This is a genomic window from Actinoallomurus sp. NPDC052274 (genome assembly GCF_040679475.1).
Lineage (GTDB): Bacteria > Actinomycetota > Actinomycetes > Streptosporangiales > Streptosporangiaceae > Actinoallomurus > Actinoallomurus liliacearum.
On sequence record NZ_JBFAUT010000003.1, the window covers coordinates 39,177 to 63,928 of the forward strand.

Genomic DNA, 24,752 nt, shown 5'->3' on the forward strand with positions numbered 1-24,752 from the left:
GGACTCACGACGCCGCGCCGGTCCGCTCGCGGCGGCGGTGCTCGGCGTTGTCCAGCGTCGCCATCGGCTCCAGCAGCCGGCGGTCGAATTCTGCCAGCGCGGCTCCGCTCTCCAGCCGCCGGGGCAGGTCGGGATTGGCCAGGGCGCCGTGCCCGATGGACAGCAGGTCGGCGTGCCCGTCCTCGAGCACCTCCGCGGCCTGGGCGGGGTCGTGCATGCCGCCGTTGGCGATGACGGGGAGGCCGGTCACCTCGCGCGCGAGCGCGGTGATGGTGGCCCCGCCGTCGAGCGTGGCGCTCTCGACCCAGGCGCGCCCCTCGCTCGCGACGTGCAGGTACGACGCCCCGGCCTCGGCGAGCGCACCGAAGATCAGCTCGGCGTCGCGCGCGCCGCCGGGCCAGCGGTAGGTGAAGTCGTTCACCTTGCCCTGGGACAGGCGCACGCCGATGACCGCGTCCGGGCCGAGGACGGTGCGGATCGCCGCGACGACCTCGGCGGTGAGCCGCAGTCGATCGGCCGGCGCGCCACCGTAGCCGTCGGTCCGGCGGTTGGTGTAGTCGGTGATGAACTGGTCGAGCAGGTAGCCGTTGGCGGCGTGGACCTCCACCCCGTCGAACCCGGCGCGCAGGGAGTTCCCGGCGGCGGCGGCGAACCCGGCCACGACCTCGTCGATGTCGTCGGCGGTCATCTCGCGGGGGACGGGCCACGGCCCGCTCCCGCCGTACTCCGGCATCATCTCGCGCAGTGGCGCGACCGCCGACGGGCCGATGGTCTCCGGCCGGTGCGGGTTGCCCTGAGACAGCGCTCCGGCGTGCATCAACTGCTGCACGGTGACCGCCCCGGCCGCGTGCACCCGCTCGGTGACCTCCCGCCACGCCGCGACGTGCCCGTCGGTCACGATGCCCGGCTGGTTGAAGTACCCCTGGCTGTACCGGTCGTCGGTGTAGGTGCCCTCCGTGATCACGAGGCCGAAGCCGCCGCGGGCGAACGCGGCGTAGTACTCGGCCATCTGCCGGGTCGGCGTGCCGTCGGGCGCGGCCGACACGCGGGTCATCGGCGCGACCGCGAGCCGGTTCCGCAGGTCCAGCCCGGCGGCGTGCAGGGGTTTCAGAGCCGGGTGGGCGGCTCCGGAGTCGATGATGGTCACTGCTTGTCTCCTGTGTCATGAAGAGCGGGGACCCGCTCGGCGAACTCATGGGCGGGCAACAGGTCGAGGGCCAGCGCCGTCGGCTCGTTCCCCCCGTTGATGCCGACGACGTCCTGCGGGCAGGCGGAGACCACCAGCACGCAGTCCATCGCCGCCTCGAAGGTCACGCCGTCTCCTGGCCGGCTCAGCGCGGGCAGCCAGGTCAGACCGCCGTCCTCCTCGATCGAGATCCGCATGAAGACGTTGACCGGCTGGGGAACGACGGAGGTCCGCAGGCCCACCTCCCCGAGGGCACGGTGCAGGTTCTCCGCGCATGAGGCGTGCCGGCCCTCGACGCCGAGGGCCCGGTAGCGCGCCGGATCGCAGGCGGCGATGAGCATGTCGTGCACACCGGGGGAGGTGTCGTCCACCAGCGTCAGGATCGGCCGCCGCCGGTCGGTGACGAACGACTCCCGCAGCGCCGGGAACAGCCGGCCGAGCTGGGTCCGGGTGTGCGCGGCACTGAGGTGCTCGGACGGGTCCTCGGCGGCGAAGCAGAACACGTCGCCCACCTGCCGGCCCTCGAGGTCGACCACACGGACCCGGTCACCGGCCGCGAGCCGGACCGCGCGTGCGTCTCGGGCGGGCACCACGGTACGACGCCTCGTCGAATTCATGGGCGTCAGTCAACCCCGGTGCCGGCTCACCCTGCCATGGACCTTCGCACAGTGCTTCGGCGTCGGCACTGGATGATGCGCCATGCTTCAGGGTCGGGGAGGATCCTCCGGCACGATGTCGCGGGTGCTCACGCGGCCTCGCGAGCGTGCGAACGCCTCGAGCTTCGCCGGGTTCATCACCCACAGCAGCGTGGTGATGCCCTGGGGCAGGGCCTCGATGCTCAGCAGTGCGACGGCGGTGCCGTCCCGGGAGATCAGAACGCCCGGGCGCCCGTTCGTCCGCACCCATTCCAGGTTCGCGCCCGGCCAGAAACGCGGACCGAAGGCGACGATGAACTTGGCCACGCGGGTGCGGCCGGCCACGGGGAATCTCGACGCGCCCCGGATGCCGTTACCGTCGGTGTAGCTGACGACGTCCGTGGCGAAGAGGTCCTCGAGGGCGGCGACGTCGCCCGCCCGGGCGGCGGCGAGGAACGCGTCGAGGAGCCGCCGGTGCTGGGCGCTGTCGACGGGGCCGCGTCGCTCGGCGGACAGGCGCTTGCGGGCGCGGCTGACGATCTGGCGGGTGTTGACCGCGCTGATCTGGAGGATCCGGGCGATCTCGCCGTAGGGGTAGTCGAAGGCCTCGCGCAGGATGTACGCCGCGCGTTCGGTCGGGCCGAGCTTCTCCAGGAGGAATAGGAGGGCCAGCTCCAGTGCCTCTCCGCGTTCCGCGCCCACGGCGGGGTCGACGCTGGTGTCGACGGGTTCGGGCAGCCAGGGCCCGATGTACGTCTCGCGCCGCGCTCTGGCGGACTGGGCGACGTTGATGGCCAGGCGGGTGGTGATCTGGGCGAGGAAGGCGGGCGGGTCGACGACGACGGTGCGGTCGGTCCGCTGCCAGCGCAGCCAGACCTCCTGGAGGATGTCCTCGGCCTCGGCCACGCTCCCGAGCATGCGGTACGCGATGCCGAACAGACGTGGCCGCAGCTCCAGGAAGGCGGACATGGCCTGCTCGAGCCCGTCGTCCGTTCCCGACTTTCCCTCCGCGTGCATGTACCGCCCGCCGACACCGTCCGTTGCTCTGTGCCAGCCTACCGAGGGCGGGTTCAACGGTCCGAGGCGCGGCCTGCCCCGCCGCGGTGAGAACCACGTGCGAGGCAGGCCGGGCGTCTCTCGTGGTGGTCGCGCCACACGCCGCGACGACCGACGAGGCGGTCGGCGTCGAACTGGCGTCTGAGCGCGGCCTGGGTGAGTTCCGCCTTGTTGCCGACCTGGAGCTTGCGCCGGATGCGTTCGACGTAGGTGCCGACGGTCGTCTTGGTGATCCCCCTCCGGCGGGCCACCTGCGCGTGCGTGAACCCGGCGGCTATCAGCTCCAGCGTCTGCTCCTCCCGGGGAGACGGTTCCGGTTCCCGGACGCTGGCGGCCAGCGCCGTCGCGACCGCGGCGTCGTCGACGCCACCGGTTATCGCGACGGTGTCCTGCACGGCGAGTGGATCCTGGGGGACACGGGGCCCGTTCTGATCGAATGCGCCGCGCGGATCCCGGGGGATGAGATCACCACGTTGCTGACCTTCGCGTACTGCGTGCCCTTCATCGGGCGGTACGCCGAGGTGCTCGCGGCCGGACCACGACCGCCCGCCGCGGGAATGCCCGAGTCGGCGGTCCTCGCGGCCGCGATCACGTTCCTCCACCCGCCGCCGGGAGAGGTCCAGGCGATCACCGGGGTCCGCGAGGCCGCCGAAGCGCCCGGCGTCCAGGACGTCGCGGTGCACGTCGCTCCCGGAGCCACGGTCGGCCCGGTGCGGACCTCGGGCGACCTGGTCGGCCACGTCATCGCCGTCGGCCGCGACGCCGAGGAGGCGAGACGCCGCGCCGACCGCGCCGCCGGCCTGATCCGGATGCGACCCGGTGAGTAGAGCCGTGTGATCACTGCTGGTTCCCGGGCCGTTAACCGGCCGGCCGGGCCGGACTCCTACGGTGCCACGCATGAGCAACGAAAAACGATCACACGCCGCCGCGATGTCGCGCCGGGCCGTGCTCGGAGGCATCGCCGGTGTCGGTGCCGCGGGGATGGTCGGCCTGGGCGGCCCGGCGTGGGCCGCGCCGCGGCCACGCCCGCTCCGCGTGCTGATCGCGACGAACGAACCGTGGGGGACCTATCACGTCAAACCGCTGCTGGCCGAGGCCGCGCGGCGCGGCTGCCGGCTGACCCAACTGGTGCCGGACCTGTCGCAGATCGCGGCGGGCGACCCTGTGCCGGTCGCGACACCGGCCGACGCGCCGCCCGCCGACCTGCTGGTGGTGACCGGCGCGGGCGACTGGCCGCTGGAGTGCGCGGCGCGTTTCCCACGGCTGCCGGCGGTCGCGAGTTCGCTGGCCTACCTCGGGCCCGCCGAGGCCCCCGGAGCCCGGCGGCTGCGAGGGCGGCTGCGCGCCATCACCTCGTCGTCTCCGGCGGAGGGCCGCGCGTTCGCCGGTTATCTCGGAACCCGGCGTCCCGTACGCGTCGTCGGCTCGCCGCAGACCGACGCGCTGCCGACGCGCAGGCCGGAGCCGGGACTGGTGCTGGTCGTCACCAGCGTGACCCACCCCGACGGGACCGGCGGCGCGGCGCCCGGCACCGAGTTGCTGCTGGCGGCCGCGGAGCGGCTGCGGGCGTCGGGGAGGTCGATCCTGGTCGGCCTCCACCCCCGGGAGGACCGCGGCCTCTGGGAGCAGTACGAGATCAGCGCGGCGCCGACGCTGGAGGCCTCGGCGCGCGCCGAGGCGGCCGTCGGGATCCCCGGCACGGTGTTCCCGCTGATCACCGCCGTCGGCACCCCGGTCGTCGGGTGCGTCGATCCCAAGCTGACCGTGCCCGACTACCTGCTCTCGGTGTGCTCGTCCACGATCGAGGACGCCGCGGACGCGGTACCGGCGATCGAGGCGGCGCGTCTTCCGGACGCGACAACCCTGGCCGACGCCGTCGGTCCCATCGGCGGTTCCACGGGCCGGCTGCTGGACGTCTGGGCGCACGCGGCCCACGAACACGCCGGCCGGCGTCGCGGGTGAGGGCGGTGCCGGGCGTCTGGGCGTACGCGGCCCACGAACACGCCGGCCGGCGTCGCGGGTGAGGGCGGTGCCGGACGGCTTCGTCGCGCGGCTTGGGGGGCGGGCGAAAGGCTCGGCGAACGGCGCCGTGGGCGCGGCGAACCGGGACGAGATCTCGCCCCTGAAGGTGCTTCGCCGAGCATTCGGCGCGGGTCCGTCAGCGTGAGTAGTACTCGACCACGAGTTGGACGTCGCACCGGATCGGGATCTCGTGCCGCTGCGGCAGTCGTACGAGGTGCGCCACCAGGTCGGTGTGGTCGGCCCGCAGGTACTCCGGGACGCGCTCCGGCGCGTGCCCGCCGGCCGCGGCCTCGAGGAAGGGCGGCATCGTCCGGCTGCGGTCGGCCACGCTGATCACCGACCCCGGCCGTACGCGGTAGGAGGGGACATTGACCCGCGCGCCGTCCACCAGGATGTGCCGGTGGGAGACGAACTGCCGGGCCTGGTAGATCGTGCGGGCGAACCCGGCCCGCAGCACCAGGGCGTCCAGTCGCGTCTCCAGGTCGGCCAGCAGCGTGTCGCCGGTCCGGCCCTCGCCGCGCGCGGACCGTTCGAAGGCGCGGCGCAGCTGCTTCTCGCTCACGTTGTACTGGGCGCGCAGCCGCTGCTTCTCCAGCAGGCGCGTCTTGTAGTCCGACGTCTGCTTGCGTGCCCGCCCGTGCGGACCGGGCGGGTACGGGCGGCGTTCGAAGTAGCGGACGCACTTGGGCGTGAGCGGGATCCCCAGGGCGCGTGAGCGTTTGGCTTTCGGGCGCGAGCTGTTCACGAACTTCCTCTCCATGACTAAGGTTAGGCTTACCTTACTTAAGGAGGTTGGATGTCCGCCACCGATCACCCCACGGCGTCGATCGCAGAACCGACCCCCGCCGAGCTCGTCCGCTCCGCACTCGTGGCGGCCCGGTCCCTGACCCTGAACACCGAGGTGCACCGGGTCGACCTCGTCGGCCTGCACTCACTGGAGGGGACCGGCCGTCTGCTGCTGACGGTCCCGGCCGGCAGCCACGTGGGCGCGGAGGTGGCCCGGGCGCCGGGCGGCGACCTCGCGGCCTCGCTGGAGTTCACGGACATCGCCCCGGTGCCGGTGCCCGACCGTGTCCGCGCCCGCGTCCGGCTGGGCGGCTGGCTGAGCTTCGACCGCCAGGGCGCGAGCGCGGAGGGCCTGTGCTTCGAAACGGTGACCGCCGAACTCGAGCACGAGGGGCGGTGGTTCGAGCTGGAAGTGGACGAACTGGCCGCCGTCGAGCCCGATCCGCTCGCGGCGACCGAGGCGGAGCTGCTCACCCACCTCGCCGGCGCCCACGGGGACGCCGTCGAGCTGCTGGCCCAGCTGGTCGACCGCCGGCTCCTGCTCGGCGTGACCCGCGTCGACCCGCTGCGGCTGGACCGCTACGGCGTCGTCCTGCGCCTTCGCCGGCAGGGCGGTTACCGCGACGTACGCCTGCCCTTCTCGACCCCGCCGCAGAACCCGGCCCATGCCGTGCTGCAGCTGCGCACCCTGCTGGCCCGGGCGAAGGCCTGCCCCCGCCGCTCCCGGCGCTGACGTCCCGATGGGGTCCGGCCGAACCGTGGCCGGCGGACCAGGTTCCCTTCCTGCCGCGAAGGGATGACTCCGGCGCCTGGTGAACGCGCTACCGCGGTTCGGCGGCGGCTCCGAACATCTCTCCGTTCAGCAGGTTCGTCATCACGATGCCGACACGGCGCATCCGGCGATCGATCAACTCCCGGGGATAGGCCGCGGCCCCCGCGTCGTTGAGGATCGGCATGTCGGTCGGGTGCGGTTCGACGGCGTTCCACGTCACCTGCTGGACGCCGGTGACGTGATGCCCCTGAAAGTCCTTCGGCACCTGGAGGACGTGCTTGCTGCGATAGGCCCAGATCACGAAGTGATGGTCCGGCCCGAGGATCTCGTACGCTCCGGTCAGCGACAGATCCGTGACGCGGCAACCGGACTCCTCGAGGGCCTCGCGCCGAGCCGCCTCGGGGATGGGCTCGCCGAACTCCGCTTTGCCGCCCGGCAGCAGCCAGAAGCCCGCGTACGGGCCGCGTTCCTGCCGAACGAAGGTCACCGTCTCGCCCGGCCCCGGAATCACCGCGAGTGCCGAGGTCACCACCTGTTCCGGCATCCCGACCCGTCCCGTCTCGGCTCCGCCCCTGATCGCGCTTCAGCCTACGAGTACGGCGCACACTCTTGCCGTGCAGAAGACTCGGTGAACGCCACGGCCCTCGCCCGCGAGAAGGGACGAAGCGGGACAGGCCGGGCCTCGCTCGGGTCGTTTCCCGAGACTTTCGCGCTCGCACCGCCGCCTTCGACAAGGCGCAACCCCAGCCACTCGTGACCTTGATCCGTTGCGGTCGCGGACTCGACCGATCATTCGCCGGTGCGGGACCTGCCAGGGGTGATCAGCGCGGCGATGAGACTGCCGACCGCAGCCGCGACCGCCGCCACGGTGAACCCCCTTGGTGAAGCCGCTCGGCGTGGTGCCGACCAGGCTCGCGGCGGCGACGTTCGACACGACCGCAGCGCCGAAGGAGGCGCCGAACTCGTGGAGCGTGCTCACGATGCCGGATGCGATTCCCGCCTCATGGGGCTCCACCTGGCCGGGCGCCGTCGCCGAGGCGATGACGTACATCGCGCCGGTGCCCGCTGCCGCGTTGGCCACCCAGACCACGACGCTGACCGGATGCGTCGACGCCGCCGGGACGGCCATACCGATCGCCGCCACGGCCAGACCCGCGATGGCCGGCCCACGTGCACCCGAGCGGCCGACCGCGCGACCGGTCAGGTCGGCCCCGAGCATCGTCGCCGGCGCCACGGGCAGGAACAGCGGTCCGGTCCGCATCGCGCCGGTGGCCACGGGTCGCCGGGCCAGCAGCCGGACGTCCATCAGTGGTGACCGGACCCGCCGCTGCCGCAGCACGAACAGCGCATAGCCGACGGCGGCCGTCAGGACGAGCGGGGCCGTCAGCGCGGTGAGCCGCCATCGCTCACCGGAGGCGATGAGGGCGTAGATCAATGACGCGGTCGAGGACGTCACCAGGATCGCCCCGAGGACGTCGAGCCGGGGCCGGCCGCCCGACGCGGGCCGCGTCGGCAGCCTGGCGGCTAGCACCCGACCAGGTGCGCGCCGGACACCTGGCGCCGCACGACGCCGCCGACGTGGCGACGAAATCCGTCCAATCGGTGCTGACCGGTTAGGACCGGGCGAATCACCCTCGCATACGCCGCGCAAAAGACTCGGTGAACGCCGGGCGCCCCACCTAAGGGACAGGGTGAAGCGGGGCGAATCGGGCCACGCCAAAATCGTTTCCCGAGACTTGTGCGCTCGCGCCGCCGCCTTGACGACAAGGCCCAACCGCACCTGCGGCCGGTAAAACCGAGTCCGATCACGTCAAGCCCGCTGCCCGGGTCGGACTTGATCAAGGCGAGGGCGGCGTGGCGGACGGGGAAGACCGCGCTGCCCGACCGAACATCACTTTCCGTCATGGGCTTGCCGCGGAAAGGAAGACTTATGTTGCGCAAGGACCGAATCACGACATTCCGCACGGTGGCGAAAGGGGCCGGCGTGGCGCTCGGCACCGTGCTCGCCTCAGCGGCCGCGCCACTGACCCTGTCGCCGGGTACCGCCTACGCCACCGGGCCGACCATGTGCCTGGATGCCGGCAACACCCGCAACAACGGCGACCCCGTCCAAATCTGGCAGTGCGCGGTCCCCGGGGATTCCTTCACGCCCAACCAGCAGTTCGTCATCGACGGGGGCCAGATCAAGGTCGCCGACACCGTCGGCACCAACAAGCCGATGTGCCTGGACACCGGCAATACGCGCAACAACGGCGACGCCGCCCGTCTCTGGCAGTGCCTGAACCCCGTACATCCCAACCAGAAGTTCGTCATCGAACACGGCCAGATCATGGTCGCCGACACCCTGGGCACCACCAGGCCGATGTGCCTGGACATCACTCCGACCCGCAACAACGGCGCCCGCGCCCTCATCTACCAGTGCGCGGGCTCCTGGGAGTCCTACCTGTACAACCAGAGATTCGTCATCGAACACAGCATGATCAAGGTCGCCGACACCCTGCATTGACCCCGATGACGCTGGGAGTGATCTGCGGTCGGGTCTTCGCCGCCCCGAACGGGTCTGTGCCCACGGTCTCGACGGCCACGACGAACGACGGTTCGACAAGGTCGACGCCGCGCCGGCCGGCCGGCCTGGAGCCCCGGTGAATTCGCCGGGGCTCCTCCGTTCGCGGCCTTACCCTCGGGCGGACGGCGCGGAAGCCGTTCCGTGAACATTCCGCGATCAAGGACATGAGGCGGCGTCCGGTGGGCGCGCGGCCGCACATACGCGAAACCCCGGCTGCCAGCGTTCAAACTGGTCAACCGGGGTTTTCCTTGATCAGGATGCGCGCCCCCTGCTGGATTCGAACCAGCGCACCCGGCTCCGGAGGCCGGTGCTCTATCCCCTGAGCTAAGGGGGCTCGGGACGGATAGAGACTACCAGCTCACCGACCACACTCGAACACGTTTTGCCGCCGCGCCGGTCGATCGGGCCCGGATGAGCTGGGCGAACGTCGCTCTCCCGGGCCCGGGAAAAGATCGTCGAGCCGGCGGATCGGCGGGTGTGTGGCATGAGTGTGGCCGTTATCCGCGTGTCCGGGCCGGGGAAGGCGTTAGCTTGGCGGTCGTGACCCTGGGACGTGTACTGGTCGTCGACGACGATGAGGTGATCAGGCAGCTGATCGCCGTGAACCTCCAGCTGGAGGGTTTCGAGGTGCTGACCGCCGTGGACGGGCAGGACTGCCTCGACCGGGTGCGGGACATCGCGCCGGACGTGATCACCCTTGACGTCATGATGCCCCGGCTGGACGGCTGGGTGACGGCCGTCAAGCTGCGCGACGACCCCCTGACGCGGGACATCAAGGTCGTCATGATCACCGCACGGGCCCAGGAGCACGACATCCGCCGCGGGCACGAGATCGGCGTGGACGCCTACGTGACCAAGCCGTTCGACCCCGCGGAGCTGATCCGTACGGTCCGCGAGCTGGCCGGTGCGGGTCCGATGGTCTGACCCGGGGGAACGGCGAGATCACTGTTGCCGGCGGCGTCGGCCGGAGGATTTCGCGCGCCGACGGCCCGTGACGGCCGAATGTCCACATGCTGGTCGGTTAGTCTCATCCGGTGACCCTGGCCGAGTTGAACGCCGCCGTCGTGGCCGCCGTCCGTGGGGCGGTCGACGAGGGCGAGTTCGCCGTGCCCGTGCCCGACCGGGTTCCCGTCACGGTCACCGCGAGCGGTGAGTACGCGACGCCGCTTCCGCTGCGGCTCGCGCGCGCCGCCGGGCGGCCCGCCACGGAGATCGCGGGGCTGCTCGCCGCGCGGCTCGGCCGGATGCCCGGGGTGGGCGACGTACGGGTGACGGGGCCGGGCTTCCTGTCGATCGGCGTCAGTGCCTCGCTGATCGCGCGCATCGACGAGACGTACGGCGTCGTGGCGGTGCCGCGGGCGACCTGGCCGGAGCGCCCGCTGACCTTCGAGAATCCGGGTTTCGTGGTGCGCTTCGCGTACGCGCGGGCGGCCGCCGCGCGCCGGCAGGCCGCCGAGCTGGGCGTCCGCGCCGCCGAGGGCCCGCTGACCGATCCGCGGGAGGCGCGGCTGCTCGCGCTGCTCGCGGAGTTCCCGAGCCGGGCCGAGCAGGCGGCGCGGACGGACGACCCGCGGCCGTTCACCCGGCAGTTGGAGCTCATCGCCGACGCGTACCACGACGTTCATGAATGGTGTTCGCCGCTGCCCAAGGGCGACCAGCCCATCACCGGTCACCATCGCGCACGCCTTAGCCTGGCTGAAGCGGCGTACGTCGTTCTGGGCAACGGCCTCCGCATGCTCGGCGAGACCCCGAACGATCGTCTTTGAGCCCCTACAGAAAGAGCAGTCGATGAGTCGAGTTCACCCGGCCGGCCCTCGGCACGCGGACGTGCTACCCGAGGACCACCCCCTGCCTCCGCCGAGCGACCTGAACGCGCTCGTCCCCAGCGTGTGGCCGCGCGGCGCGCGCCGGGAGGACGGGGTGCTGACGGTGGGCGGCGTGGACGTCCGTGATCTCGCCACGGAGTTCGGCACGCCGCTGTACGTCTACGACGAGGAGGACTTCCGGTCCCGTTGCCGGGAGTTCGCGGCGGCCTTCAGCGACGGCGACGTCTACTACGCAGGCAAGGCCTTCCTGTGCGTCGAGGTCGCCCGGTGGGTGCGGGACGAGGGGCTGGGGCTGGACGTCTGCAGCGGCGGAGAGCTCGCGGTCGCGCTCCGGGCGGAGTTCCCGCCGGAGCGGATCACGTTCCACGGCAACAACAAGTCGACGGCCGAGCTGACGCGGGCGCTGGAGGTCGGCGTCGGCCACGTCGTCGTCGACTCCTACGAGGAGATCGCCCGCCTGGGTCACCTCGCCCGTGAGCTGGGCGTCCGGCCCAAGGTCCTGGTCCGGGTGACGACGGGCGTCGAGGCGCACACGCACGAGTTCATCGCCACCGCGCACGACGACCAGAAGTTCGGCTTCGCCCGCGAGACGGCGCGGGAGGCCGCCCGCCGGGTCATCGCCATCAAGGAGCTCGAGCTCGTCGGCCTGCACTCCCACATCGGCTCGCAGATCTTCGACACCGACGGCTTCGAGCTGGCCGCCCGGCGCGTCGTGGAGCTGCTGGTCGCCATCCGCGACGAGCACGGCGTCGAACTGCCCGTGCTCGACCTCGGCGGCGGGTACGGCATCGCCTACCTGGAGGGCGACGACCCGCTCGATCCGAAGCACATCGCCGACAACCTGCGGGCCATCGTCACCCGCGCCTGCGAGGAGAAGGGCCTGCCGGTCCCGCGGCTGACCGTCGAACCCGGTCGTACGATCTCCGGGCCCGGCGGCGTCACGCTGTACGAGGTCGGCACGGTCAAGCCCCTGGAAGGGCTGCGCACCTATGTCTCCGTCGACGGCGGCATGAGCGACAACATCCGCACCGCGCTGTACGGCGCCGAGTACACCGCCGCGCTGGCCTCGCGGCGCTCGGACGCCGACCCGATGCTGAGCCGCATGGTCGGCAAGCACTGCGAGAGCGGCGACATGGTGGTCCGCGACCTGTGGCTGCCGTCCGACCTCGCCCCCGGCGACCTGGTCGCGGTCGCGGCGACGGGGGCGTACTGCCGTTCGCTGGCCAACAACTACAACCACGTGCCCAAGCCGGCGGTCGTCGCCGTACGCGACGGCCGGGCGCGGCTGATCCTGCGCCGCGAGACCGAGGACGATCTGCTGCGCCTGGAGGTGTCGCCGTGAGCTCCGTCCAGCTCCTGAGACCACCGCTGAAGATCGCGCTGCTCGGCTGCGGCGTCGTCGGCACCGAGGTCGTGCGCCTCCTGCACGAGCAGGCCGACGACCTCGCCGCGCGGGTCGGCGCGCCGCTGGAGCTGGTCGGCATCGCGGTGCGCCGCAAGGACAAGCGGCGCGAGGGCGTGCCGCCGGAGCTGCTGACCACGGACGCGACCGGGCTGGTGACCCGCCCGGACGTCGACATCGTGATCGAGGTGATCGGCGGCATCGAGCCCGCGCGCGGCCTCCTGCTGGACGCGATGAAGTCCGGCAAGTCGGTCGTCACGGCCAACAAGGCGCTGCTCGCCGAGGACGGCGCGACGCTCTTCGGCGCGGCCCGGGAGCACGGCGTCGACCTCTACTACGAGGCGTCCGTGGCGGGCGCGATCCCGCTGCTGCGCCCGCTGCGCGAGTCGCTGGTCGGTGACCACGTGCACCGGGTGATGGGGATCGTCAACGGCACGACCAACTACATCCTCGACAAGATGGACACCTCGGGGGCCGGTTTCTCCGAGGCGCTGGAGCAGGCGCAGGCCCTCGGGTACGCCGAGGCCGACCCGACCGCCGACGTCGAGGGGTTCGACGCGGCGGCCAAGGCCGCGATCCTCGCCCAGCTCGCGTTCCACACCCGGGTCACCGCCGCGGACGTGCACCGGGAGGGCATCGCGGACGTCACCTCCGCCGACATGGCGAGCGCCCGGGCGATGGGCTGCGTCGTGAAGCTCCTGGCGATCTGCCAGCGGGTGCCCTCGGAGGACGGCCGGAACGGCCGCGGCGTGTCCGTCCGCGTGCACCCGGTGATGATCCCGCGCACGCACCCGCTGGCGAACGTCCGCGAGGCGTACAACGCGGTGTTCGTCGAGGCGCAGTCCGCCGGTTCGCTGATGTTCTACGGCGCGGGCGCCGGCGGTGCGCCGACCGCCAGCGCGGTGCTCGGCGACCTCGTCGCGGTGGCCCGCAACCGGGTGCACGGCACCCGCGGGCCCGCCGAGTCCACGTACGCCGACCTGCCCGTGCTGCCGATGGCGGACACGGTCACGCGCTACCACGTCTCCCTGGACGTGGCGGATCGGTCCGGCGTGCTGGCCCGCGTGGCGGACGTCTTCGCGGACCACGGCGTGTCGATCCAGGCCGTACGCCAGGAGGGCCACGGCGAGGAGGCGCAGCTCGTCATCGTCACCCACCGGGCCCCCGACGGCGCGCTCTCGGCCACCGTCGAGCACCTCCGAGACCAGGAGATCGTCCGCGAGGTCGCCAGCGTCATGCGCGTCGAAGGCGACGAGTAGGGACGACCGGAAGGGCGAGCGAGCGGCTGGCGCGCGTGCGAACGGCACGCTGAGGCGAGGCCGGGCCATTGGCATTCGGGGCGATGGCCGCCTCTGCCGCACCAGCCGCCGAATCCGCCGAGCCGAGCCACTCCGCCGCACGGCGTGACGGAGCGCTCGGCACGGCGCTGCTGCCGGTGTCGGCGCTCCGGCTCGCGGTGCGGTACTCCGTGCCGCTGGCGATGTGGTTCAGCGCCGGCACGATCATCCGCTACGCGGCGATGATCCTGTCCGCGGGGGAACGTCCAGGATGTGAAACGACGTGAGACGCGCGGCCGGCTGGCCGTAGACTCGCTGGACGACAGCGCAGGTCAGGAGGAACATCGTGAGCAGGGCATGGCGTGGCGTCATTGAGGAGTACCGCGATCGGCTCCCCGTGACGGCCGGGACGCCGGTCGTCACCCTTCTGGAGGGTGGCACGCCCCTGCTGCCGGCGACCCGGGTCTCTCAGCTCACGGGCTGCGAGGTGTACCTCAAGGTCGAGGGGGCCAACCCGACCGGCTCGTTCAAGGACCGCGGCATGACGCTCGCGATCAGCAAGGCCGCCGAGGACGGCGCCAAGGCGGTGATCTGCGCCTCGACCGGTAACACCTCCGCGTCGGCGGCCGCGTACGCCGTGCGCGCCGGGATGGTCTGCGCGGTGCTCGTGCCGCGCGGGAAGATCGCGATGGGCAAGCTGGCGCAGGCGCTGGTGCACGGCGCCAAGCTGCTGCAGATCGACGGCAACTTCGACGACTGCCTCGAACTCGCCCGCAAGCTCGCCGTCGACTATCCGGTGGCGCTCGTCAACTCGGTGAACAAGTTCCGGCTGCACGGCCAGAAGACCGCCGCCTTCGAGATCATCGACGCGCTCGGCGCGGCCCCGGACGTGCACTGCCTGCCCGTCGGCAACGCCGGGAACATCAGCGCCTACTGGATGGGCTACAAGGAGTCCGACGCGCGCCCGCGCATGCTGGGCTTCCAGGCGGCCGGGGCCGCGCCGATCGTCCGCGGGGAGCCGGTCACGGCGCCGCAGACCATCGCGACGGCGATCCGCATCGGCAACCCCGCCTCCTGGGACCTCGCGCTCAAGGCGCGGGACGAGTCCGGGGGAGCGATCGAGGCCGTCACCGACCGGCAGATCCTGGCCGCCTACCGGCTCCTCGCCCGCGAGGAGGGCGTCTTCGTCGAGCCGGCGTCGGCGGCGAGCGTCGCGGGGCTGCTGCAGGCCGCCGACGAGGGCCTCCTGCGCCGCGGCGAGCGCGTCGTGTGCACGGTGACCGGCAACGGCCTGAAGGACCCCGACTGGGCCATCTCGGGTGCCCCGGCGCCGATCACGGTGCCGGTCGACGCGCACGCCGCCGCGTCCGCCCTGGAACTCGCTTGAGCCCGGCGCCGCACGCGGGCGTCCACGTACGGGTCCCCGCGACCTGCGCGAACCTCGGTCCCGGGTTCGACGCGCTGGGGCTGGCGGTCACCCTGTACGACGACGTGGAGGTCGAGCTCGCCGACTCCGGCGTGTGGATCGACGTCACGGGCGAGGGCGAGGAGACCGCCAAGCGCGGGGAGCAGCACCTGATCGTGCGGACGTTCCGGGAGACGTACGCGCTCATCGGTCCGGCGCCCGCTCCCGGGCTGCGGCTCCGCTGCGTCAACCGGATCCCGCACGCGCGCGGGCTCGGCTCGTCCTCGGCCGCGACGGTCGCCGGGATCCTCGCCGCCCGGGCCCTGCATCCGGAGGGCGCGGGCCTCACCGACGCGGACGTCCTCGCGCTGGCCACGAGGATCGAGGGACACCCGGACAACGTCGCGCCCTGCCTGACGGGCGGCGTGACCATCGCCTGGGAGAGCACCGCCGGACCGCGCATGACCAGGCTCGACGTCGCCCCGGACGTACGCCCCGTGGCGTTCGTGCCCGAGCACCGGCTCGCCACCGAGCGCGCCCGCGGTCTCCTGCCGGACGTCGTGCCCCACGCCGACGCCGCGGCGAACTCCGGCCGCGCCGCGCTCCTGGTCGCCGCGCTCACCGCCCGGCCGGAGCTGCTCCTGGACGCCACCGAGGACCGGCTGCACCAGGCGTACCGCGCCCCGGTCATGCCGGAGTCGGTCGCGCTGGTGGACCGGTTGCGCGCGCGGGGCGTGCCCGCCGTCATCTCCGGGGCCGGGCCGACGGTCCTTGCGCTGGTCTCCGCCGCCGAGGTTGATTCGATCGGCTCGGAAGTGGGTACTTCGTGGCACATACACCCGCTGAACGTTGACCCCCACGGCGCATGCGTTCAGCCGATCAGTCAGGAAACGCGAGTCTCCGGGGAATAGCAGTGTGCCCAGGTGATGTTAGGCTAAGTGCCGCACCAGATGCCCCGTACGGGGGCGTGGGCTCGTCAGCCACTCCGACTTATGTCGGCCGTGTGACACGGATGTGGTTCCCCGGCAACGAAATCGCTCGTTGTTCAGCGTTCAGCCAAAACTACGGACGTATCGGAATCGGGGATCTCTCGCGAGAACCTGCCTCCACCATCTGGATGTGGCCAGAACTCTTCGCCGATCACCTGAAGATCAGCAGAGCTCGAATGATCCGGCGCCCCCGCCGGTTCGCACGACCGGGTTGCCTGGCCGACGGCGGCCACACCCGCTCCCTGGGAAGGACCCTTAGTGAGCGAATCCACCGAACTCCTCTCGGACGCAGCAGTCACGACGGCTCCTGAAGCCGCGTCCGCCGAGAAGGCGACGACGGCTGCGCCGCGGCGCCGCCGCTCGGGCACCGGCCTGTCGGCGATGGTGCTGCCCGAGCTCAAGGCCCTGGCCTCGAGCCTCGGGATCAGCGGTACGGGCGGAATGCGGAAGAGCCAGCTCATCGCCGCCATCCAAGAGCGGCAGGCGCAGAACACCGGAGGCGGTGACCAGGCCCCGGCCGCGAAGAGCGACGCCGAGGCCCCCGCCGCGCAGGAGACCGCCGCGGCGCCCGCCGCCGCGCCGAAGCGGGAGCGTGCCGCCAAGCGCGAAGAGGCGCCGGCGCAGGAGCAGCAGGAGATTAAGGTCGAGGCCGAGAAGGCCGAGTCCGCCAGCGACGGCGGAGCGCGCGACCACGCGGGCCGGGAGGGCGGTCAGCGGCAGCGTCAGCGCGGCAACCGTAACCGGGACGGCCAGGGGCAGCGCGAGGACAATCGCGGCCAGCGTGAGGACACCCGCGGCCAGCGCGGCGAGGACAATCGCGGCCAGCGCGAGGACCGCGGCCAGCGCGGCGAGGACAACCGCGGCCAGCGGGAGGACCGCGGCCAGCGGGAGGACCGCGGGCAGCGCGAGGACAACCGCGGGCAGCGTGGCGACGACCGCGGCCAGCGCGGTTCGAACCAGCGTCAGCAGTCCGACTCCGACGACGAGGACGGCGGCGGCCGGCGTCGGCGCGGCCGGTTCCGCGAGCGCAACCGGGGCCGTGGCGGCCGCGAGCGTTTCGACTCCGAGCCCACGATCAGCGAGGACGACGTCCTCATCCCGGTCTCCGGCATCCTCGACATCCGTGACAACTACGCGTTCGTGCGCACGACCGGCTACCTGCCGGGCCCGCAGGACGTCTACGTGTCCCTCGCCCAGGTCCGCAAGAACGGCCTGCGCAAGGGCGATGTGATCACCGGTGCCGTGCGCCAGCCCCGCGAGGGCGAGCGCCGGGAGAAGTTCAACGCGCTGGTCCGCCTCGACACCGTCAACGGGATGGAGCCGGAGCAGGCCAAGGGCCGCGTCGACTTCTCCAAGCTGACCCCGCTGTACCCGCAGGAGCGGCTGCGCCTGGAGAGCGAGCCGGGCCAGCTCACCACGCGGATCATCGACCTGGTCAGCCCGATCGGCAAGGGCCAGCGTGGTCTGATCGTCTCGCCGCCCAAGGCCGGTAAGACGATGGTGCTGCAGGCGATCGCCAACGCGATCACCAAGAACAACCCCGAGTGCCACCTCATGGTCGTCCTCGTCGACGAGCGGCCGGAAGAGGTCACCGACATGCAGCGGTCGGTGAAGGGCGAGGTCATCCACTCGACCTTCGACCGGCCCGCCGACGACCACACGATGGTCGCCGAGCTGGCGATCGAGCGCGCCAAGCGGCTGGTCGAGCTGGGCCACGACGTCGTCGTGCTGCTCGACTCGATCACCCGCCTCGGCCGCGCGTACAACCTCGCCGCGCCCGCCAGCGGCCGGATCCTGTCCGGTGGTGTGGACTCCACGGCGCTGTACCCGCCGAAGCGGTTCTTCGGCGCCGCCCGCAACATCGAGAACGGCGGCTCGCTGACGATCCTGGCCACCGCGCTGATCGAGACCGGCTCGCGGATGGACGAGGTCATCTTCGAGGAGTTCAAGGGCACCGGCAACATGGAGGTCCGCCTCCGCCGCGAGCTCGCCGACAAGCGGGTGTTTCCGGCGATCGACGTCGACGCCTCCAGCACCCGTAAGGAAGAGATCCTGCTGGCTCCGGAGGAGCTGCGGATCGTCTGGCAGCTGCGCCGCGTGCTGCACGCGCTCGACACCCAGCAGGCGCTGGAGCTCCTCATCGAGAAGATGAAGGAGACCAAGTCGAACGCCGAGTTCCTTCTGCAGGTGCAGAAGACCACGCTCAACGACTGACCCGCGTGACACGACGCCCCGGAGCACGCCTCCGGGGCGTCGTCGTTTCCAGGGCCGGACGAGGTGGGGGTAGCCCTACCTGCCGAAGGCCGGGATGCTCCATGGTGGGACGTCCCGCCGTTCAGCAGGCTGGACCCGTAGGCTCATACGGCAGGAAGGGACCCCGGTGAACGGCACCGTCGACACAACGGCCTCCTCCGGGCGCGGCCCGCTGCGCCTGCTGAAGGATCCGCTCACCTGGCGGTCGGCCGCCTTCCTGCTGCTGCACTTCCCCCTCGGCCTGGCCTACTTCGTCGCGCTGACCGTGCTGGTCTCGGTCTCGGTCGGGACGCTCGTGATCTGGGTGGGCGTTCTCGGCCTGGCGCTGACCATGGTGCTCTGGCGGGGCGCCGCCATGCTGGAACGGCGGCTCGCGCGCCTGGCCCTCGGCGTGGACGTCCCCAGCCCGTACCGCGCGCTGCCGGCCGGCAACAACCTGCTGCGCAAGTGGAAGGCGATGGCCGCCGACCCGGCGACCTGGAAGGACCTCGTCTACCTGCTCCTCGCGTTCCCCATCGGCATCGCGGAGTTCGTCATCTCGATCGTGCTGTGGACGACGACGATCTCGCTGGTCACGATGCCGATCTGGATCACGCAGAGTCGGGGCGGCTACCTCGTCGTGACGATGGCCGGGCACGACTTCTGGCTGGACGACCCGGTGAGCACGCTGCCCGCGGTGCCACTGGGGATCGGCGTCTTCGTCCTCGCGATGTACGCCGTGCGGATCGTCGGGATGGCGCACGGGGCGATCGCGGGCTACCTCCTGGGGCCGAGCGAGACCCAGGCGCTCCGGGCCCGTACGGCGCAGCTGCGGGCCAGCCGGGCGCGGGGGGTGGACGCCGCGGAGGCCGAGCGGCGGCGGATCGAGCGTGACCTGCACGACGGAGCCCAGCAGCAGCTGCTGGCCGTCGCGATGGACCTCGGTCGCGCCCGGGCGAAGCTCGAGACCGATCCGGTCGCCGCCCAGGAACTGCTCCAGCAGGCCCACGCGGGCGCCAAGGAGGCCATCGCCGAGCTGCGCAACCTCGCGCGCGGGATCTACCCGGCGATCCTCACCGACCGCGGGCTGGACGCGGCGATCTCCGCGGTCGCGGCCCGGGCCCCGATGCCCGTCGAGGTGGAGATCGACCTGCCGACCAGGCCGCCGGCCGCCGTGGAGAGCATCGCGTACTTCATCGTCTCCGAGGCGCTCACCAACGTGGCGAAGTACGCCCGGGCGACGCAGGCGGCCGTGCGCATCGTCCGGGACCAGACCTGGGTGGTCGTCGAGGTCTCCGACAACGGCGTCGGCGGGGCCGAGGCCAGGCCGGACGGCGGACTGGCGGGTCTGGCGGACCGCGCGGCCGGGATCGACGGCATCCTGACGGTGAACAGCCCGCGCGGCGGACCGACCGTGATCCGCGCGGACCTGCCCTGCGTGTGGTGACCTTTCCCTGGTGCCGCGTCAAGAAGCTTGTTCGTGTAATCAGCCATTGTGCGGAATTGTCCGGCGGTCCGGTTGCCGGGCGATCCTTAGGGCCGGGTTTTGTCGTAGGCACCTGTTGTAATCGCCTCGTGCCTCGACGTGTCGATCCTGACGCTCCCCGGGCGGTGCTGCGCACCGCCCGGGTCGGTCTGCGCCTGACGCCCGGGCAGCGGCGGCGGTGTTTCGGGTTGTTGGTGGCGGCGGGGGACGTGTGGGCGTGTGCGCTGGATATGAACCGGTGGCTACGTCAGCGCGGCCTGCCGGCGATCACGAACTTCCAGCAGTTGTGCCGGGAGCTGCACAGGGCCGGGCCCGGCGCGTTCGGTGAGCTGAACTCAACCTGTGCTGAAGGGGTGTTGCGGCGTTACAGCGACGCCTGGTTCGCCGCCGCCAAGCGTCGCGCCGACGGGGACACCTCGGCGCGGTTCCCGCGCCGTAAACGCTGCCTGCTCCCGGTGCGGTTCCGCCACGGTTGTTTCGCCGTTGATGGGCAGCGGCTGCGGCTGGCGGTCGCTCGTGGCCACCCTCCCCTGTGGGTGCGCCTGGACCGGAAACTGCCCTATCCGGTGGAGCAGGTCTGGTCGGTCACCCTGATCAACGAGGGCTCGCGGTTGTTCGTGGAGGTGGCCGCCGAGGTCCCCGTCGCCACCTACGCGCCCGGAACCAAGCCCGACCCCGACCGGGTCGCCGGAGTCGACCCTGGGGTGATTCACCCGTACGCGGTGGCCGGACCGGATGGAGAGGCTTTGTTGGTGTCAGGGCGGGCGATGCGCGCCGAGGCCCACCTGCACCTCAAAGACACCAAACACCGCCGCCGGGCCGTCGCTCAACGGGCACCGAAGCCAGGGCAGGCCGGGTCGCGGCGGTGGCGCAAGTACCGGGCCCGCCAGCGCAAACTCGAGGCCCGGCACAAGCGCCGGATCAAACAGGCCCAGCACGAGGCCGCCAAACAGGTCATCCAATGGGCCGTGCAACGACGGGTCGGGACGCTGCGGATCGGCGACCCGCGCGGTGTGCTGGAGTTGAAGGCCGGGCGGCGGCACAACCAGCGGCTGCGTGACTGGCGGCCCGGCTATTTGATCCGCTGTCTCAAGGACAAGGCCGAACAGGCCGGGATCCGCGTCGAGCTGGTCGACGAACGCGGTACCTCCTCCACCTGCCCGGCATGCGGCCGGCGGGTGCCCAAACCCGTCGGCCGCCGTTTCACCTGCATGCAGTGTGGTTTCAACGGGCACCGCGACCTGGTCGGCGGCGCCAACATCGCCCGGCGTGACCCGGGCGGACCCATCACCACCAGTCCCAAGGATCCGTTTCCGGTGGTGATCACGCACCGTCGAGCCGGACGGCATCTCCCCGGTGCCGGATGGTCCCGGCGTGACCCCCGACGACGCCCCCATCACGGCACCGCACAAGGGTCCCCTGGCCGGCCGAGGCCCGCCCCACCCCCCAGTGGGGAGTCGCTCGCCACCAAGGCGAGGATCAACCAACGCGGTCATCAGGACCAACGTTGCTTGACACGGCACTAATCTGGTGACGTGCGGGTGGTGATCGCGGAAGACGCCGTAATGCTGCGCGAGGGGCTGATCCGCCTGCTCGCGGACGAGGACATCGAGACGGTCGCCACGGCCGGTGACGGCCCGGGGCTGGTCGACATCGTGGCGGAGCACCGCCCCGACCTCGCCATCGTGGACGTCCGGATGCCGCCGTCGTTCACCGACGAGGGCCTGCGGGCCGCCCTGGAGGCGCGCCGGCGGGTTCCGGGCACCCCGATCCTCGTCTTCTCCCAGTACGTCGAGGAGCGCTACGCCACCGACCTGATCGGGGACGGCGCGGAGGGCGTCGGTTACCTCCTGAAAGAGCGGGTCGCCGACCTCGCGGAGTTCACCGCCGCGGTGCGCCGGGTCGCCGCCGGCGGCACGGTCATCGATCCCGAGGTGATCGCCCAGTTGCTCGGGCGGCGGCGCCGGGGGGACCGGCTGGAAGCGCTGACCCCGCGCGAGCGGGAGGTCCTCGGCCTGATGGCCGAGGGCCTGTCGAACGCCGCCGTCGCCCGCCGCCTCTTCGTCACCGACGGCGCGGTGGAGAAGCACATCTCGAACATCTTCCTCAAGCTCGACCTGCAGCACACCGACAGCACCCACCGCCGGGTCAAGGCCGTGCTCGCCTATCTCGGCCAGAGCTGATCCGGACGGTCGGTACGGGCGCGGGCCGAGCGCCGTAAATGTCGCGAATGTTGCTAATGTCCCGAATGTGACCACGGGGTTGACGGGGACGGACGCCCGGCTGGCGTTCGACGGGCGGCAGTGCCGCATGGACTACTCACCTTCTTCGGGCGGCTGGCTGCGCCGTCGGCTGGGCCGGATCGAATTCCCGGTGACCGCGCTGACGGGCGTCCAGCTCCTGCCGCCGGGCCGGCGGCGGGTCGGACGGCTGACCCTCTTCCCGCGCCAGGGCGCGGACCCGTTCTACGCGGTGGCCGGCGCGATGATCTCGGCCGACGACCACCCCTTCTTCGTGGAGTTCCCGGCGGAGCACGAGGCGGACGCGCGACGGCTGGCCGAGACCCTGCACGCGGCCGTCGTCGCGGCGGACATGGCGCAGTCCACCGCCGCCGAGTTCATGATCGAGGCGCCATGGCCGTCGGCGGTCGAGACCTACGACGGGACCTGTCGCTTCGACGGCCGGAACGTCCGCCTGGCCTGGCGGGCCGGCGGCGAGGGACGGACCTTCCCGCTGGCCGCCCTGGACGCGGTCACCTGCGTGGCCGGCCAGGGCAGGAGGGGCGACTTCCTCTGGTTCCGCGCCGTCGGCGAGCGGGCCGACCAGGTGCCCGACCCGCGGGACCGGGAGCGCTGCCTGCCGTTCGCGGCCGAGCGGGCCGAGGCGCTCCTGTTCGCCGCGGGCGTCGCGACCGCGCTGCGCGGCCGGCAACTGGACCTGACCGCCCCGCCGGCCGAGGGCGGCCTGCCGCACGGACTGTCCGGGCCGGGCCGGCCCGGTGGCGTCGGCGGCGTCCTGCACGGGCTGCACGGACGAGCCGCGTTCGACGGCTCGGCCGTGCTCGTGACCAGCCAGGGCATGAGCCGCAGGATCCCGCTGGCCGCCATCGACCAGGTCGAGCTCGTCGAGGCGCAGGGCGGCGTCGGTCACGTCCGAGTCCGGCTCGCCGGCGCGCCCGACGGTCGGTCCGCGCCCGACCCTTCCCTGGACGTGGACGCGGTGCTGCACGACAACGACCCGGCGGCGCTGGAGTTCACGCTGCAGGTGACCCGCGCGCTGCAGGGCGTGATCCGCGTCCCCGACCCGGAACTCCTGCACACCGCCGGCCTGCGCCCGGACATCGGTGAGGCGCTCGCCCGGGCCAGCGGGCGAGTCCGCGCCATGGTGCGCGAGCTGGCCGCGCTGACGGCCGCGCTGGAACCCGGCGAGACGGTACGGGAGATCGAGCTGGCCGTGGGCCGGCGCGTCCTGGTGTTCTTCCTCACCGACCGGCACCTGCTCAGCATCGGCCCCGACGACGCCCTCGGCGGCCACACGGCCGTGCCGCTGGACATGTTCACCGACGTCCACGCGACCTGGGACGAGACACACGAGGGGAACCTGGTGTGGATCGACGTGGAGGGCGACGAGATCCCCTTCCACGGCATCTACCACCCGGTCCGTTTCCAGCAGACCTTCCGCGCCCTCCGCTTCGGCGCGTACGGCGGTCAGGAGCCCGGTACGCCGTCGTCTGCGTACGCCGGACAGGCGCCCGGCGGCTTGTCGCCCGCGTACGGCGGTCAGGCCCCCGGCGTGCCGTCGGCAGGACAGGCCCCCGGCGCGCCGTCGCCCGCGTACGCCGGCGCACCGGCGGCGGGGCCTCGGCAGGCGCCGGGAGCGCCGGCCCACCCCCGGCCCGACGTCGCGGACGCCCTGAGCCGGACGAGGAGCGACGTGAGCCCGTTCCAGCGCGAGCTGGCCGCGCTGCTCGGCGTCCTCGACGCGGGGGAGCCCGTCAAGGAGGTGGAGCCCGGACGGTGGAACGGCAAGGCGGGTCTGCTGGCGCTCACCGACCGGCGCGTCGTCTTCGCGGATCAGGAGGGCGGCCTGAACGGGCTCGCTTTCGCCGACATGGACTACGTCTCCTGCGACACCGACTATGACGACAGTCCGGGCAAGCTGAGCATCACGGACAACGACTACGACGACATCGAGTTCGCCTGGCTGCGCGATCCCGAGCGCTTCAGGCACGCCATCGACGCCATGCGGCAGTGCCCGCCGGAGCGCGTCCCGGCGCCCGCCGGCGTGTCGCCCGACGACCTCCTGCGGCGACCCGACGTCGCGGCGGCGCTCTCCCGGTCCCGGGCCGGCGGCCGGCCCGACGCGCACCGGCTCCTCCTGCTCGCCGCCGGGTTCGGGCCCGGTGACCAGGTGCACGAGCTGGAGCCGGCGCTGTTCGCCGGGGAGAGCGGTCTGCTCGCGCTGACCAGGCGCGCGATGCTGTTCGCCGGCCCCGGCGGCCTGCGGCGCGTTCCCCTCACCGCGGTCGCCGGCGTGGACCACTACGAGTGGGATCGCCGGGCCGGTGGCGAGGACCTGCACCTGGAACTCGGGTCCGACTGGGAGGACCTGGTCTTCCGGCTGCGCGGCGGTGAGCGGTTCGCGACGGCGATCGGCGCCATCCTCGCGGGTTCCCCCGTACGGCCGGCGCCGGCCGGTCCGGGGCGCCGGTACGCGGCGGAGCCGGAGATCGAGCTGTCCGACGTCTCCGACTGGCTCGGCGGGATCTCCGAGGCCGCCTCCCGGCTCACCCAGCTCGTCAACGCCCAGAAGAACGGGCTGCTGACCGATGCGGAGCTGAGCGTCAAGTGCGCGGGGCCCCTCGCCGACGGCGAGCGGTTCGAGGCGGCGATCGACGCGTACCTCGCCGGAACGCCGGTGCGGCCCGACGCGGTACGCCATCCCGGACGCACGGCCGCGGGCAAGGACGAGGTACGCGCCTGGGTGGGCCGCATCGGCGACCTGGCCGTCAAGCTGGGCGACCTGGTCCGGCTCCGCCAGCAGGGGCTGCTCAGCGTCGAGGAGTTCGCCGCCAAGTGCGCGGAGCTGCGGCGCCGCTGAACCGGGCCGCTC

Annotated in this window: 23 protein-coding genes and 1 tRNA gene; 16 read left to right on the plus strand and 8 right to left on the minus strand. The window is 72.3% G+C overall.

All coding sequences use genetic code 11. The features are described from left to right. Positions 1-4: 4 nt before the first annotated feature. The 4 genes from AB0K82_RS03465 to AB0K82_RS03480 all read right to left on the minus strand — a co-directional run bounded on the left by AB0K82_RS03465 (position 5) and on the right by AB0K82_RS03480 (position 3,272). Positions 5-1,147 (minus strand): NADH:flavin oxidoreductase, encoded by a 1,143-nt coding sequence (locus AB0K82_RS03465; protein ID WP_364392224.1) that lies wholly within the window; start codon positions 1,145-1,147, stop codon positions 5-7. Continuing rightward, the gene (locus AB0K82_RS03470; protein ID WP_364392226.1) at positions 1,144-1,779 is read right to left on the minus strand and encodes an urea carboxylase-associated family protein; all 636 of its coding nucleotides are present in this window, start codon (positions 1,777-1,779) and stop codon (positions 1,144-1,146) included. Before AB0K82_RS03470 ends, AB0K82_RS03465 begins: the two co-directional genes overlap by 4 nt. Before the next feature lie 111 nt (positions 1,780-1,890). Next, positions 1,891-2,838: an RNA polymerase sigma-70 factor gene (locus AB0K82_RS03475; protein ID WP_364392229.1), complete on the minus strand. Its 948-nt coding sequence runs from the start codon at positions 2,836-2,838 to the stop codon at positions 1,891-1,893. Between the two features lie 53 nt (positions 2,839-2,891). Further along, positions 2,892-3,272 (minus strand): LuxR C-terminal-related transcriptional regulator, encoded by a 381-nt coding sequence (locus AB0K82_RS03480; protein WP_364392231.1) that lies wholly within the window; start codon positions 3,270-3,272, stop codon positions 2,892-2,894. Positions 3,273-3,350: 78 nt separating this feature from the next. Between AB0K82_RS03480 and AB0K82_RS03485 the strand changes: the two genes are divergently transcribed. Beyond that, positions 3,351-3,704 (plus strand): hypothetical protein, encoded by a 354-nt coding sequence (locus AB0K82_RS03485; protein ID WP_364392234.1) that lies wholly within the window; start codon positions 3,351-3,353, stop codon positions 3,702-3,704. 70 nt (positions 3,705-3,774) lie between these two features. Then, positions 3,775-4,839 (plus strand): hypothetical protein, encoded by a 1,065-nt coding sequence (locus AB0K82_RS03490; RefSeq protein ID WP_364392236.1) that lies wholly within the window; start codon positions 3,775-3,777, stop codon positions 4,837-4,839. A 196-nt stretch (positions 4,840-5,035) separates the two neighbouring features. Here AB0K82_RS03490 and rpsD read toward each other — a convergent pair whose 3' ends face one another. Next, positions 5,036-5,644, minus strand: coding sequence for a 30S ribosomal protein S4 (gene rpsD / locus AB0K82_RS03495; protein ID WP_364392239.1), 609 nt, complete (start codon positions 5,642-5,644; stop codon positions 5,036-5,038). A gap of 51 nt (positions 5,645-5,695) precedes the next feature. On the opposite strand from rpsD, the gene AB0K82_RS03500 reads away from it, so the two are divergent. Further along, the gene (locus AB0K82_RS03500; RefSeq protein WP_364392242.1) at positions 5,696-6,418 is read left to right on the plus strand and encodes a DUF2470 domain-containing protein; all 723 of its coding nucleotides are present in this window, start codon (positions 5,696-5,698) and stop codon (positions 6,416-6,418) included. An 88-nt stretch (positions 6,419-6,506) separates the two neighbouring features. Here AB0K82_RS03500 and AB0K82_RS03505 read toward each other — a convergent pair whose 3' ends face one another. Both AB0K82_RS03505 and AB0K82_RS03510 read right to left on the minus strand, forming a co-directional pair. Next, positions 6,507-7,001: an NUDIX domain-containing protein gene (locus AB0K82_RS03505; RefSeq protein ID WP_364392245.1), complete on the minus strand. Its 495-nt coding sequence runs from the start codon at positions 6,999-7,001 to the stop codon at positions 6,507-6,509. Between the two features lie 39 nt (positions 7,002-7,040). Beyond that, the gene (locus AB0K82_RS03510) at positions 7,041-7,988 is read right to left on the minus strand and encodes a hypothetical protein (protein WP_364392247.1); all 948 of its coding nucleotides are present in this window, start codon (positions 7,986-7,988) and stop codon (positions 7,041-7,043) included. 435 nt (positions 7,989-8,423) lie between these two features. On the opposite strand from AB0K82_RS03510, the gene AB0K82_RS03515 reads away from it, so the two are divergent. Further along, positions 8,424-8,963: a ricin-type beta-trefoil lectin domain protein gene (locus AB0K82_RS03515; protein WP_364392249.1), complete on the plus strand. Its 540-nt coding sequence runs from the start codon at positions 8,424-8,426 to the stop codon at positions 8,961-8,963. 322 nt (positions 8,964-9,285) lie between these two features. Here the strand turns inward: AB0K82_RS03515 and AB0K82_RS03520 are convergent. Then, positions 9,286-9,357, minus strand: a tRNA-Arg gene (locus tag AB0K82_RS03520). 212 nt (positions 9,358-9,569) lie between these two features. Between AB0K82_RS03520 and AB0K82_RS03525 the strand changes: the two genes are divergently transcribed. From AB0K82_RS03525 to AB0K82_RS03580, 12 genes are all read left to right on the plus strand, one after another. Next, a complete protein-coding gene (locus AB0K82_RS03525) occupies positions 9,570-9,947 on the plus strand; it encodes a response regulator (RefSeq protein WP_364392722.1) in 378 nt (125 codons plus the stop codon). Positions 9,948-10,057: 110 nt separating this feature from the next. Then, complete coding sequence (locus tag AB0K82_RS03530) at positions 10,058-10,789, plus strand: DALR anticodon-binding domain-containing protein (protein ID WP_364392251.1); 732 nt, start codon at positions 10,058-10,060, stop codon at positions 10,787-10,789. Between the two features lie 22 nt (positions 10,790-10,811). Further along, the gene (lysA, locus tag AB0K82_RS03535) at positions 10,812-12,191 is read left to right on the plus strand and encodes a diaminopimelate decarboxylase (protein WP_364392253.1); all 1,380 of its coding nucleotides are present in this window, start codon (positions 10,812-10,814) and stop codon (positions 12,189-12,191) included. Between the two features lie 32 nt (positions 12,192-12,223). Further along, the gene (locus AB0K82_RS03540; RefSeq protein WP_364392725.1) at positions 12,224-13,510 is read left to right on the plus strand and encodes a homoserine dehydrogenase; all 1,287 of its coding nucleotides are present in this window, start codon (positions 12,224-12,226) and stop codon (positions 13,508-13,510) included. Positions 13,511-13,593: 83 nt separating this feature from the next. Further along, the gene (locus tag AB0K82_RS03545) at positions 13,594-13,815 is read left to right on the plus strand and encodes a hypothetical protein (RefSeq protein ID WP_364392255.1); all 222 of its coding nucleotides are present in this window, start codon (positions 13,594-13,596) and stop codon (positions 13,813-13,815) included. Positions 13,816-13,874: 59 nt separating this feature from the next. Further along, positions 13,875-14,915: a threonine synthase gene (thrC, locus tag AB0K82_RS03550; RefSeq protein ID WP_345360067.1), complete on the plus strand. Its 1,041-nt coding sequence runs from the start codon at positions 13,875-13,877 to the stop codon at positions 14,913-14,915. Then, a complete protein-coding gene (thrB, locus tag AB0K82_RS03555; RefSeq protein WP_364392257.1) occupies positions 14,912-15,844 on the plus strand; it encodes a homoserine kinase in 933 nt (310 codons plus the stop codon). Before thrC ends, thrB begins: the two co-directional genes overlap by 4 nt. Before the next feature lie 336 nt (positions 15,845-16,180). Further along, positions 16,181-18,136 carry a transcription termination factor Rho gene (gene rho, locus AB0K82_RS03560; protein ID WP_364392259.1) on the plus strand — a complete coding sequence of 652 codons (1,956 nt, stop codon included), beginning with the start codon at positions 16,181-16,183 and terminating at the stop codon, positions 18,134-18,136. Between the two features lie 166 nt (positions 18,137-18,302). Next, positions 18,303-19,601: a sensor domain-containing protein gene (locus AB0K82_RS03565; RefSeq protein WP_364392262.1), complete on the plus strand. Its 1,299-nt coding sequence runs from the start codon at positions 18,303-18,305 to the stop codon at positions 19,599-19,601. 128 nt (positions 19,602-19,729) lie between these two features. Then, a complete protein-coding gene (locus tag AB0K82_RS03570; protein WP_364392265.1) occupies positions 19,730-21,166 on the plus strand; it encodes a transposase in 1,437 nt (478 codons plus the stop codon). Positions 21,167-21,175: 9 nt separating this feature from the next. Next, positions 21,176-21,823 (plus strand): response regulator transcription factor, encoded by a 648-nt coding sequence (locus AB0K82_RS03575; RefSeq protein WP_364392267.1) that lies wholly within the window; start codon positions 21,176-21,178, stop codon positions 21,821-21,823. A 67-nt stretch (positions 21,824-21,890) separates the two neighbouring features. Further along, positions 21,891-24,740 (plus strand): DUF4429 domain-containing protein, encoded by a 2,850-nt coding sequence (locus AB0K82_RS03580; protein ID WP_364392270.1) that lies wholly within the window; start codon positions 21,891-21,893, stop codon positions 24,738-24,740. Positions 24,741-24,752: the final 12 nt, after the last annotated feature.

Coding starts and splice junctions, on each gene's coding strand:
- AB0K82_RS03475 (WP_364392229.1), bottom strand. CDS start 2,838: ATGCACGCGGAGGGAAAGTCGGGAACGGACGACGGGCTCGAGCAGGCC.
- lysA (WP_364392253.1), top strand. CDS start 10,812: ATGAGTCGAGTTCACCCGGCCGGCCCTCGGCACGCGGACGTGCTACCC.
- AB0K82_RS03505 (WP_364392245.1), bottom strand. CDS start 7,001: ATGCCGGAACAGGTGGTGACCTCGGCACTCGCGGTGATTCCGGGGCCG.
- AB0K82_RS03490 (WP_364392236.1), top strand. CDS start 3,775: ATGAGCAACGAAAAACGATCACACGCCGCCGCGATGTCGCGCCGGGCC.
- AB0K82_RS03545 (WP_364392255.1), top strand. CDS start 13,594: ATGGCCGCCTCTGCCGCACCAGCCGCCGAATCCGCCGAGCCGAGCCAC.
- AB0K82_RS03500 (WP_364392242.1), top strand. CDS start 5,696: ATGTCCGCCACCGATCACCCCACGGCGTCGATCGCAGAACCGACCCCC.